Origin of the sequence: Gottfriedia sp. NPDC057991 (genome assembly GCF_042886615.1) — a bacterium.
Lineage (GTDB): Bacteria > Bacillota > Bacilli > Bacillales > Bacillaceae_G > Gottfriedia.
Genome location: NZ_JBHVQN010000004.1, coordinates 184,354 through 198,387 on the forward strand (window position 1 = coordinate 184,354; position 14,034 = coordinate 198,387).

Annotated in this window: 3 protein-coding genes; all 3 read right to left on the minus strand. The window is 36.7% G+C overall.

Features of this window, described 5'->3' with window-relative positions:
• Positions 1-36: 36 nt before the first annotated feature.
• Entirely contained in the window at positions 37-8,106 is an 8,070-nt protein-coding gene (locus tag ACFVR2_RS15295; RefSeq protein WP_387363199.1) for a glycoside hydrolase family 94 protein, read from the minus strand.
• Positions 8,107-8,515: 409 nt separating this feature from the next.
• Positions 8,516-8,713, minus strand: a complete 198-nt coding sequence (locus tag ACFVR2_RS15300; RefSeq protein WP_387363202.1) for an aspartyl-phosphate phosphatase Spo0E family protein — start codon at positions 8,711-8,713, stop codon at positions 8,516-8,518.
• A 470-nt stretch (positions 8,714-9,183) separates the two neighbouring features.
• Positions 9,184-14,028: a S8 family serine peptidase gene (locus ACFVR2_RS15305; RefSeq protein ID WP_387363205.1), complete on the minus strand. Its 4,845-nt coding sequence runs from the start codon at positions 14,026-14,028 to the stop codon at positions 9,184-9,186.
• Between the last annotated feature and the right edge of the window lie 6 nt (positions 14,029-14,034).

Genomic DNA, 14,034 nt, shown 5'->3' on the forward strand with positions numbered 1-14,034 from the left:
AAGGAGTGCAAAAAATGCACTCCTTTTTACATTCAATTATATTACTTTAGAATATTGTATACCTACATAAACTACTACTTGATGATTTTCCCCATCATTTTCGAGAAATAAGTACTCTCTATTTTCTTGTTTTTTTCCATCAACTAACCATGTTGGTTCATCTTGGTTTTGGCCACAAATAACCTCGATTGAATAGACCGAATCACCATATCTGTAATCAATACTAAATGAGTCCCACTCTATAGGAACACAAGGATGTATATATAAACGGTTTCCTCTACACTTGATTCCCAAAATATATTCTAGACCTGCTTGGTACATCCAACCAGAAGCACCTGTATACCATGACCAACCTCCACGTCCTTCATGTGGATTTGCTGTGTAGACATCGGCCGACATTACATATGGTTCATTTCCATATGTTTTAATATCACGAATATTTTTTGTATGTGAGATTGGGTTTAAAATTGAGAACAGATCAAATGCCTTATCACGACGATCTAAAATTGCCCAAGCTACAATTCCCCAAATAACTCCATGAGTATATTGCCCACCATTTTCTCGAATTCCAGGTGGGTAGCCTTGTATATACCCCGGACTTGGATATGTTTTATCAAATGCTTTTGTTAGTAAACGTGCCAGATTCAAATCTCGATCTACAAGTTCACGATCAAATGAACGCATTGCTCTTTCCTGACGATCGATAGGTGTCCCGTTAGCAATAACTGACCAAGACTGGGCGATCGCATCAATTCGACACTCTGTATTCTCCATTGAGCCAAGCCATGTTCCTGCGTCAGTAAATGCACGACGGAACCAAGTACCATCCCAAGCATTTTTATTCATGTTTATTTCCAATTGAGCTACTTCATGTTCAAATTGCTTTACGATATCTTGTGAAAGGATACCCTCTTCAAATTTCAAAAACCTCTTTAAAATATCTAATAAAAACCAACCTAGCCACACACTTTCCCCACGTCCCTTAGCACCAATCCGACTCATTCCATCATTCCAGTCACCTATTCCCATTAATGGAATACCATGTTCACCAAACTTCAAAGAATGTTTAATCGCGCGTAGACAATGTTCTAGCAATGACCCCAACTCATCAGACACAACAGTATCCTCATAGCGCTCCAATTCTCCTTCTTTTAGCACTTCACTATACAAAAATGGTACCTCTTGTTGGAGAATTTCTAGGTCTTCTGTCTGTTCTATGTAACGTGAAACAGCATATGGTAGCCACAGTAAATCGTCAGAAAACATCGTTCGAATTCCTTTGTGAGTTTCTTCATGCCACCAATGTTGAACATCACCTTCAAGGTACTGATGCGCTGCGTTTATAAGTATTTGGTTTTTTAATATTGTCGAATCGACATGTAAAAAAGCTAGTGAATCTTGCAATTGATCCCTATAACCAAATGCGCCTCCTGCCTGATAAAAAGCAGTGCGAGCCCATAATCGGCAACTAAGTGCTTGGTACAAAAGCCACCCATTCATCATTATATCCATTGCTCGATCAGGTGTTTTAACTTTCACTTGTCCAAGAGTACTCTCCCAGTATTTTTTAACGTTTGAAAATGTTTCTTCAAACGCAGAAGGCCTTCCGTATTGCTGTACTAGTGAACACGCTTCTTGTTTGGAAGCTGCACAACCAAGCAATATGCTAATCGTCACTTCTTCGTTAGCAGGAATTTCGATAACAGTTTGTACGGCCCCACAAGAATTTGAAAACACACCAGTTTTCTTGTTAAGTGTTTCTTCTAATAATGCTGTTGGACACTCTAATGTATTGCCCCGCCCAATAAATTCTGTACGGTCACTCGTCCAAGAATACGTATGATGAGATTTCGCGATCGTTTCTGGAAGCGCAATATGTATAAAACCAATCGCGTCACGAAACTTTTCTTGGTACTTGTTTTGTGCAAGTAGTGTACTATTGTCTAAATTCCATTCTGTCACAATGAATGGTGCTTGAGCCTCTCTAAGTACCCCTAGAACCCATTCAGCATAATACGTTATGGCTATCTTCTTTAATTCATCACTTTTATTAAATAATCGAAGTCTAATAATTTTCAACGGATCATCTAACGGAACTGTTATATCCATAGTAGAAACTACATCTCCATCAAGTTGTTCGAAACTACTATACCCCCTACCATGTATAATCTTATATGTTCGATCACCACCCGCAGGTTTTTGAGTAGCTGACCAAACTTGATTCGTTCCAAGATCTCTTATATAAAGACATTCACCAGGAGGATCGAGGACCGGATCATTATTCCAAGGAGTAAGTTTACATTCACGGGAATTTCGCCACCAACTATATCCAGTACCTAATTCCGTTAATAAACATCCAAATCTTGGATTAGAAATTACATTACTCCATGGTCTAGGTAAATGCTCTCCTTTTTTTACAAGCATTTGATACGCATGGCCATCATCGATAAAACTACCCCTACCATTAAAAAATTCACCAATAGGGATACTAATCGCTTGCTTCTCGTGGTGTATTTGTTTTGAAACCTTGATTTTCCGTATTGGATGTAAATCTTTTTCTAATAGACGTAATTGTGCACGTAAACTTGGCCCTCCAGCTTTCAATACTACTCGGGCAACAGCTAAGAGTAAATTTCTTTCATCCTCTGACAACTGGGTTGACTTCAATACAACAATTCGATTCATGTGATAGATTCCACGAGAAATAAGATTCTCATTTAAAGTCCTCATGAACTGATCTTGATAATTGCCAATTGTCTCATCTAATACCACTAAATCAATAGCTAACCCCATCTTCACTAAATATTGATGCTGACAAGCTAAAAGAGTAACAAAGGGCAAATCAGACTCTTTTTTGATGGAAACTAAAATAATTGGCGTGTCCCCACTAATACCAAGAGGCCATAAAGAAGATTGTCCCAATGTATTGTGTGAAATTGCCTCACTACGAATTTTTGTTAACGGTGGGTTAAATAGGAGTCTTCCCGCCAACACATTTGCATCAGTAGCTTGCTTAGGTGTTAAATTCAAATGTCTAAGATCAATTTGTGATCGTACCCAAGCCAAATGGAATGCTCGTTCAACTTGTTTAGAATCACTAAAGCGCTGTACAATTTCAAGCGCTTGTTCATGACTTTTTGTAACACCAGTAACAAAATAAATAGTAGCGGTCTCATTCGTTCCCAATTGTAATGAGCGCCTCATTGAAAACGCCGGATCAACAACGGAACCGGTTGAACCTTTTAGATGTGAGTAAATACCTTTTGGTGTTTCAAGCGTATTACCACGACCTATAAACTCTGCCCGGTCTGTTTCAAATTCGTAATCGCCTTTCTCACGTCCATCTACAAAAATTGTGTGAACTGCCCAGATTTCATCCTCCTCATCCTCTCGTGGACGACGCTTAGCTAGCAAACATTGTGCATTTTTATCGAAGCTAGTTTCAATAAAAAGCTTACTAAATGCTGGGTGTGCACTATCTGCAGACTGACTTGCCAGCGCTAACTCTAAGAATGATGTTACTTCTAATGTACGATTTTCACTACTGTTGTTAACTACTTGAAGTCGTCGTATTTCTGCGTCAATCTCAGAAGATATCGTCAAATCAAGTTTATACGATATCCCTTCTTTCGTTCCTTCATAAGTAGTCTTGTCAAAACGAAATTGTGTTTTCATATCCATCGTTGTCTCATACGGGAAACCTGATGTACTCCAAGTTTCTTCAGAGTTGACATCATGAATAAAAATAATTGGCCCTGAAGTTCCTGATACAGGATCTTCCTTCCATCTTGTGACAGCTAACCCATTCCATAAAATCATGCCTGTTCCATCGTTCGCGTTTACACTAGTTAATTGTCCATTTGACAAAACATTAACCTCTGGGATGGAGCTCGGCCCAGTAAATGTACGTTCAGTGTCATCCAAATTACCATCAAATTCAGGAGCTTTTGCATCAATTCCTATTGGTTTTTCAATTAATGCTGCTTTTACTGGCACTCTTTCTTGGAGTAGCAAGTCCGCTGCACAAACTCGTGGATCTTGGTGGAATCGGTTTACCATAATATCATCAGTCAATAAATTGACAAGGGTTAACATGCTCATACCTTGATGATGTGCCATAAAGCTTTGTATTACTTTATAATCTTGCCCCTTAGGCATTCTAGCTTTTGTAAAATCAACAGCTTCATAAAAGCCATACTCACCTTTTGCACCATATTCTTTAAATTTTTGAAGTGCCAAAAGAGCATCATCACCTGCATATGGAATAGCCATAATGGTTGCATAAGGTGCTAGCACCAGATTTCGCTCTAAACCTCGTTCAAGTCCAAGCCCTGGAACACCGAATGCACGATATTGATAATTTAATTGATAATCAAACGCGTAATATCCGCTTTCTGATATACCAAACGGGAGTTGATATTTATCTGCATATTGACGTTGACGATCAATAGCTCCTTGATAAGTTGATTCCCAAATGGTATTTTTAAATGTCCGCATAATCAAGCTTGGCATCATGTACTCAAACATTGTTCCCGACCAAGACAATAGTGTCTTTTTCTTATTAAAAATTGTCATAGTACGAGCAAGTGTAAACCAGTGAGAAACAGGAATTTGACCAAGTGCAATTCCTACGAAACTAGCCTGCCTAGCTTCTGAAGCAAGTAAATCATATAGAATCGTATCTTTATGATTTGAGTCAACGTGATAACCAAGGCTAAACAAGCGTTCATCATTGTTATATAAGGATCTGAAATCTGTCAGTTCAATGAGTTGATTAATTTCAATAATAATATTTTCAATACGAGATTGAAATTCTTCTTCTCTCTTTTTCCATTCTATTAGTCCCTGTCTTACTACCATCATATAAGCAATAAAGTTTCCTGAATCGACAGTGGAAACATATCGAGGAGAAAGCGGCTTTGCAGAGCATGTATCATACCAGTTGAGCAGATGTCCATTCCATTTTTCCATATTAGAAATGGTTTTCATTGATAATTCGATTCGATCAAGCATTTTAGATGTATCAATAAAATCTAAATCACGTGCAGCTACAACACAAGTTAAATATAGTCCAATATTTGTTGGCGATGTTCGATGGGCAACGGTTTCATTTGATAGATACTGTACATTATCAGGTGGTAGCCAAGATTCTTCTGATGTAACATATTTTTCATAGAACGACCAAATTTGAAATGCTAATTCCTTTAATTCAGCACGTGCTTTATCCAACCAAACTCTACTTTCAACTTTTAACGGCCGATTTAATTGCTGTATGATTGGCCTTGCTAAAAACCACATAATTAGTTCCACAGTACCAAATATGTGATTTAAAGTACCTTTGGAAAACCATGCCAATAGACCAAACAATATAATTACTGCATATCCAAAAGACTCGTACATAAAGACTCTTTTTGTAGCAGGATTGTTACTAGTCTGAGCAAACGTGACCCACTCTAGCAAATTACGTCGGCTAATATATAGCCGGTAAAGAGTTCGTAAAGTAGCATCTACTACAAGAACCGATGTAAACGGCAATGTTACAAATTTAACCAGATTCTGCATAAAATTAATCTTTATTGCACGAATGCTTCCTCTCCCAATCGCACCTTGTAAAAGTGAAAAAAGAAAGGGAAGAAAAACAGTTAAAAGTACGATTGTTTCCCAAACCCAAGCTTTACCCGGTAATACACTAAATCCTAGTAAGGCTATTAGTAAAAGAGCTGGTGCAAGTAGACTGCGGCGCAAATTATCAATAATTTGCCAACGTGTTAATCCACATAAATCAACTCGTTTATTCTCACCATTACGATCTACACAATTATTTCCTAACCATTTGATAAGTTGCCAATCTCCTCGAATCCATCTATGCTCTCGACGTTGGAATGAATAAAAGGAACTCGGATACGACTCAACAACTTCAATATCAGAAGTTAGTCCCGCTCGAAGAAACCCACCCTCTAGTAGATCATGACTAAGTACATGATTATCCGGTATCCGATTTACCAAGGTTTTTTGAAATGATTCTACATCAAAAATACCTTTACCCACAAAAATTGCATGACCAAACAAATCTTGGTATACGTTTGATACGGCAAAAGAATACGGGTCAATTCCTGGCTCCCCTGCCCATAAAGAAGTAAAGCGTGACTTTTGTGTTGAGTCAAAACTCACGCCTACTCGTGGTTGTAATAATCCGAAACCTTCAATTACGCGTGTTTCATCAGCATTTAATCGAGGTCGATTATACGGGTAATGAATGGTACCAGCCATTCGGCCAACAACACCAATTGGTAATTGGGTATCTTGGTCTATTGTAAATACATATCGAATCTTCCTTAATATATTTTTATCTCCATGAATTGTTGTAAAACTAGAATTATCACTACCAGACAATAACTCAACAAACTCTACTATTTTTCCACGTTTTCTCTCCCATCCCATATAAAGATTGTCTGTTGGATTGTAAAGGCGGGATCTGTGAAATAAGAAAAATTTATCTTCCCCATATTCCTTACACAATGCATCGATCCGTGAAGTAACATGTGTCAATAGTTCATGATCTTCAGCTTTTGATTCAGTCAACGCATCTGTAAAATCACCTAAAATACCGAAATAAATATTTTTTTGACGATTTGCAAGATAATGAACTAAAAGTTGATCCACTACTTCATCTACATCTTTGGTGTTTGACCATATAACTGGAATAACGACCATTGTACTAGCATCTTCCGGAAGTTCTTCTGAATAATCAAACCTTAAAAGTTTTGTAGTGCGACTATATCGACAAATTAATTTATGGGCAATCGTTATAGCCCACTCACTAACAGGTAATATAAGAGCTACTATTATCGCTATCCACGAAAAAGGTCGAAAGAATGCCCCAGCTATTATCCATCCACCAGAGAGAAACAATATTCCTATAAACAATAAAGCTACAGTTGATAAATACAAATACAATGGTTGTTTTCGTAAAGTTATTTGTGGAAGAATACGTGGTCTAGTTTTCTTCAAAAGTGCTTTACGTATTTCTATGTTTCCTTGGGCATCAAATAAATAATAATCAATATAAGCCTTTCTCGGCATTACATTTGTTTGATCCGGCTCTACTATTTTCGATTTGGCCAGATGTAGTGCTGTCTCAGCTACTAACATTTCTGGTACTTTTAACTGATTTGCAATCTCTGCAACACGTCCACGAATTATGTCTCGACTGTCTAAATCTAAACTTTTATAATCGATAGTTGATGGATCAGAGAGTAAAAATTGTTCTAGATGTGAAATTTTTGTAAATGTTAATCTCCATGGCTGTCGCTCTAACTTATGTAAGCTTTGAACTAGATTCCCACAACTTACTTGCAAGTCCGCTTGCAATTGGTTCTCAAACGAAACAATCTGCTCAAGGCCAGATTCACTATTCTCTATGTGAGCTGCAAGCCAGTCATGAACGATATGCATATTTGGTTCCAATTCGCTCAAATGTCTCACTAAATGTACAATTTCAATTGGTCCAAACGGTTTTTTACGTGCTTCTCTATCCAATAAAATTCGAATTTTATCGTCGGATAACTTTGTTATTTTTTCAAGAATTGAAGTAATAGAATCACATATTTCGTGTCGACGTTGTACTTCAACCATCGCTCCAGACAAACGGCGTATTAAAGTAACTCGCATAGCACTTGGCAAAGCCCAGCATTCTAGATCTTTTAGAACAGATACCTCTTGATAGGCTTTTATATACCCTTCAAATGAGTTGACCTCATATCGACCACCCACATGCTCTAAGTAATCATTGCAAAGTGCATATATTCTTGGCATCCCAGTAGAATTTAATTTTGGTAGTTTATGTAGTGTTTCCCGTGGTAGCTTACTTAACACTTCTTGAGCTTGAGTCTCTATAAAATTAATGTGATCTAGGAGCCAGTCTTCCGCTGGTTGCCTACAATGCACTTTATTGTTACCCAGTTTTTCTGCAAACGTATGTAGATTAGCCATATCTTTTCGAAATCCTGGCCAATAACGAACAATTAAAAAATTGTTCACAAAAATTTCCTGAGTTAAAGCAAACTCACGTCCTCTTTCTTTTAATTGTTCATTACTAAGTATCATATAAACCTCCTATGTAACTCGAAAAATAGTCCATAGTGGTAAATATTCCCTAAATCATTTTTTTTATTTATGAAGATTAAACTTTTTGGAGCTAGAAGGATGAATTTTGAAAGAATAGAAGGAATAAAAATTTTTGAATCTGAAAGTCTAAAAAACTGATCCTAAAACACTTCAGATTGGCAAATCTCTTAAAAGAAGAAAAAGGCAACGTACTAATTTCCGCTGCCTTTTATTTTATATTATTTAGTTTTTAAACTAAGCTCAGCCACGCACTCCACATGTGCAGTACGTAATTGACAATACATGAGATGATGTTGAGTTTACATCTAATCGCTAAATATAAAGGGCATTTGACCATTCGTATGAATACGAATTGGTGCCAAGTACTACAGGATCAGTTTATTGGTATCTAAATTATTAAGTACTCATACCGATCTTCCCTCAAAGCCGTAAAGCTTTTAAATAACTGATTTATTAACTGATCTAACTCTTGGCTACATTGAATGGTATTATAATGAAGAAATCCATACTGCTTACAAAAATCATATAATTCATTTCTCTTTTTCTCTACCTCTAGTTTTGCTTGTAGTTGTAATAAAGTAGCCATCCCTAAACCCCTCCATTTAATAACTCTCCAGTAAGAATTCTATCTTGATGTGACTGCTGAAATAAGCTGCCCCGTTGTTAGCTTCTGAAACTGTTACAGTATCTAGAATATGAATGCCCTCTGCCTTTAAAATAATTTTATTGATCAATTGAAAGCTCGCTTTATTTTTGTTAGTTCTCATGAAAGCTGGTGGGTAAACGCTCAAACCCATAATCCCATCTGTAGTCTCTTTTCTCTGCTTATTCCTATAGAATAGAGAAATAAAGTGTAAAAAACCGGCAACGTCATAATGAAGCGTCACCGGTTCTTGTCATCATTTAAGTCAACTAGGATCTATCAGTAGTTTTACATTTGATGTCATAACATACCAGTTACTGTACTCGTTTATTTTTTATGTCAAGACCAATCAAACGAATGGAGTACTCTAAGACTTTTTCATTTGCATTCTGAATGATTGTATTGACCCTAATTTATTTTTTCACTACAACTTTTTTCGCTTTACCTGTATTCCCTGCCTTATCTTTTGCATAAACGTAAAGGACTGTTCCCACTTTTTGTTTTTTATAAGAAACGGTATAAATTCCTTTACTGTTAGCAGTACTAGAACCAATGATTACTTTTCCCTTTTTCACATAAACTTTAGCACCTGGTTCGGCTTTCCCTGTTACTTTTGTATTAGTTATACTTTTAACAGAAGGAATTGCTGGTGGTGTTATGTCTTTTATTACTACCTTTTTTGCCGCTCCAACATTCCCCGATTTGTCTACTGCGTATACATTAATGATTGTTCCTACTTTTTGACTTTTGAAGGTAATAGAATAAATCCCTTTGCTGTTTACAACTGAGGAACCGATGATTACTTTGCCTGATTTAGCGTATACTTTGGAACCTATCTCAGCTTTTCCAGATATTCCTGTATATGTCACCTTACTTACCAAAGGAATACTCGGTGCTGTTTTGTCTGGAACAGGCTTAGGAATTGGTTTGCTATTTACATATAGCTTTCCTGCTGCCGTGGAACTTAATGAATTTCCATACATATCTTCTACTTTTACCACTAGCTGTGCACCGTTTAATGTAAGCTTGTTAGTTGCTTTCCAGTAGCCCTCATAGTGTCCAGTGCCATTTCCTTTTGCATCCTTTACTTCGGTCATAACTACTTCAAAGTTGCTTAAACTTGCTGTTGTTACAGATGCTGCACTTGTTATGCCATTAATAGGAGCATTAATTGTAAATACTGCATTTTTTAATCCAGGCTCACTGTCGAACTCAACCTTTAATGTTTGATCTGCCTTTAATATTACATCTTTCGATGGAGTTATATTTTTAATTTTAAGTATTGAGTATTTTACATTAACTGTTATGCTCTTAGCAGTTTCATTTCCTGCTTTGTCTCTAGCAACAACATTTATTATATTTTTCCCTTCCTTGGAAATTAGCTTTACTGTCCAATTTCCATTTGAATCTATGTCTGGCCTTGTTCCATTAACATCAACATAATCTAAATAATCATCTTTGGCTGTTCCTGATACAGTTATAACCTGATCATTACTATTTGCGTTATTTTGTGGGCTTGTAATTTCTAAAACTGGTGCTGCTTTGTCTACTATAACCTTTATTTCCTTGGAATAAGGAGTAGAGCCAAGTTCTGTTATAGTTTTTGCCTTTAGACTATTAACTCCCTCTTGAAGTACAGCGTCAATAGAGAAGCTTCCATTATCATTTGTCTTCCCATTTGCAATATCTTCATCTTTGCTAAATATATGAACGTCCATTCCTGGAGCCGCCATACCTTTTATTGTTACTTTTTCATTATTTACATATGGGTTGTCTACTGGTGATGTTATAACTGGAGCTAGTGCTTCAAGCTTAACTGTTGCTCTAATCATCATGTTTCCATAATCTTTACTCGCTAAAGTGAATTGACGATTTATAAACTGCCATGATCTTTGTGCTACTATTGAGTTTTTATCCAATTCAATTGCTGGGCTTATAGGAGCAAACTTATCCTGTATTAAAACCATATAAAAATCGCCTGTTACAACTATTTGCTGCGCGGATAAATCAACGACTGTCCATTTCTTTTTCTCCTTAGAAGCAGTTGCATTAAACGGCCCTGCTATCATTTTTCCAGGGGCGCCATCCTTTCCACTTGCATCATAAACTGCCGCCTTAAATGTATTTCCAGATGTTGCATCAAGCATAAATAATCCAGAGGTTACTATTCCTTTAGTCTGTCCTTCCGGAAGTGACATTCTTACTGCATAGCCACCTCCTGCTTCCCATTGAGCCACTGAATATTCTGGTGTTCCATCATCATAGCCTATCTCTCCTGAAAAATTGATAAACGGTTTTTGCTGAAGATCATGTGTAACATTTTTCTTACCCGTAATATCTACAGTAAATCTCTCGTCAAAGTAGTTCTCTGCTATAACCTGTACTGTATATTTTCCTTCATATGCAGTTAATGAGTAATTACCCTCTGCATCAGTTGTAACTGGTGCTACTGCTGCATCCTCAATTACGTAAACTTTAGCGTTTTTCACAGGTTTTCCTGTTTGTGCATTAGTGATTTTCCCTGTCAATGTTCCCTTTGGTATTGGAACCATTGTAAAGTTTTCATTTTCAATAACTTGGTTAGCTGCTACTTGAACCTTCTCATCCTTTGGATAGTATCCATACTTTTCAGCTCTTAATGTATACTCTCCTTCTTTAACCTTAAAACTATATGAACCGTCTTGAGGATTTGTTTTTGTTGAACGACCATTTTCAACAATAGACACTGTTGCTGATAATGGAATTGTTGCTATATTTGCATTAGGATTTATTATTTGTTGTTTTGGGCTGTTGCTTAAAACCGATGTGCTACCTAATGCTGCAGGTAGATCTGTTAAGCTAATATGTTCTTTAGGGCCATTGCTTAAAACTGATGTATTACCTATTGCTGCAGATTTATCTGTTAATCTAAAATCATCTATAAACCATCCCTGATGATTATTGGAGTTGTTAGAATAAAATAGAAATGCGATATTTATTTTCTTTCCTGCATATTCGCTTAAATCTATTTCTTCATTTGAATATCCGCCTGTCTTAGTGCCTGTATATTCAGCTACACTATAATAATCATAGCCGTCAGTTGAAACCAAAACTTTTCCCTTGCCAATCTTTTCTTCTAGATCATACCAATTTTTAAACTGTAAATAAGCAGGTCCTTTCGGCAGGACAATATTAGGCGATATCAATCCCATTACTTGATTTTCTGAATACGTTCCTTCAAGATTAGTAGCTAAAACCTTTTCTCCCGAGGCTGCTACCATAGGTCCTGTCGTTGGTTTTCCCCACTGCCATTGAGCAGTCCCGAGCATTTGCCATCCTGTTATATCTGTTTCAAAATCATTAAAGTATCCTATTGTAAGTACATCTTTAACAATTATTGTATAGATATCACTTATAACCTCATTTTTTCCAGAGTCAACTATTCTCCATCTGTAAGTTATATTTGATCCTGATACTACTTTATCAGCTGGAATTACAGCTTCATAGCTTCCTGACTTGTAGTCCCCACTCTTCCTTTCAGCTGGAACTGTTGTCCACTCATCTGCTGGATTATTTTTATATTGAAGCTCAACTGAACCAAGGCTTATATTATCTTGTACATCTATTGTTAATTTTTGATCCATTCCTTCGAATGCCTCTTTAACAGGTATATGATTAAAAGTTGGCGGAACTGTATCCTCAGCATCTTCTGATACTTGGCCTTTAATATCAGAAAGTCCTGTCATAACTGATGTTACAGCCTTAAATGCATTAATCACACCATATCCATATCCATTGTTAGGGGTTTCAGGATATTGAGAGTCAGTACAAGGAGTTGCTGTTTCCTTTATTATTCTTTCAATTTCACTAACTGTTAAAGATGAATTGGTTTGAAGTAATAATGCTACAAGTCCTGATGTATGTGGACCTGCCATCGAGGTTCCATTCCATCCCCCCTCATATTTACCTCCTGGAACTGATGATCTTATATTAACTCCAGGTGCTGAAATATCAGGCTTAAGTATTCCACCATATGGTGATGGTCCCCTTAATGAGAAATATCCTAATTTGTTGTTTATGTCAGTTGCTCCTGTTGCAAAGGATTCTTGATAGTTTGCAGGATTTGCAACTGATCCAGGCCCACCAGGATTGGAATTGGTTGTATTTCCTGCTGAAAATTCCGGGAATATATTTGCTGCTCTCCAATTTGTTACAATAGTTTTATACCAATCATCTATTCCAGGACTGCCTCCCCATGAGTTATTAATTACATCAGGAGCCATTTCTGGATGTGGTACTCCATTTTTATCTTTAGGAGCAAGCATCCATTCACCTGCTTCTATTAAATCTTCATCTGTTCCACCATCTGCTGTAAACGCCTTAACAGCTATCCACTTTGCTCCTGGCGCAACACCTATTTTATTTGTACCATTTGGTTCTGAACCAACCATCGTACCAACTGTATGAGTTCCATGACCAAGATCATCGTATGGTGTTGAACCGTTATTTGCGGTTGCATCAAACCAATTGTATTCATTATTTGGATTATCTGGATTAGCTGGGTCATATCCTCTATATTTTGTCTTTAATGCAGGGTGATCCCACTGAACCCCTGTATCTATGCTACCAACAACTATCCCTGTTCCATCTATTCCCAAACCCCAAACATCAGGCGCTCCAATTTTTTCAATGCCCCATTCTACATTATTAGTCGCTTGAACTTTAACTTCAGTAGTTTTTGCAGGCTCAATTAACTTTGTAATGCCATTAGGTCTTATACTTTCAACCTCAGGCATAGCCGCTATGTTTCTCATAACTTCCTTTGTTGCTGTAACTGCCATACCATTTACTATATAAAACGACTCATAATCCTTTACATTTCCATTAAGCTTTTCTTTTTTTATATAATTCATCAAATTTCTCTGTGATGAATCTGCTTTAATTCTTAATTCAGAAACGATTGATGAACGAACTACTAACTCTTTTTTTACATTTGATAGTTGCTTATTCTTAACCTTAACTTCATTAGCAACTTTTACTGTATCTACCTGATCCTTAAATTTTACAAGAAAGGTAGTTTGAGAGTTATTTGCAAATTCTTTTTCAAGTTCTGGACTTATTTTATTCTCTGTTACTTCTTTAGCTTCCGAGTTATAGCTTGTCCCAATATTGTCCTTTGCATAAGCCTTAACATAATTTCCAGCTGGTGCAGCAAATGAACTGATGGTAAGTATTAAAGCTGTCGACAATCCAAGCAATTTTTTGGTGATTTTTATCATGTTTAT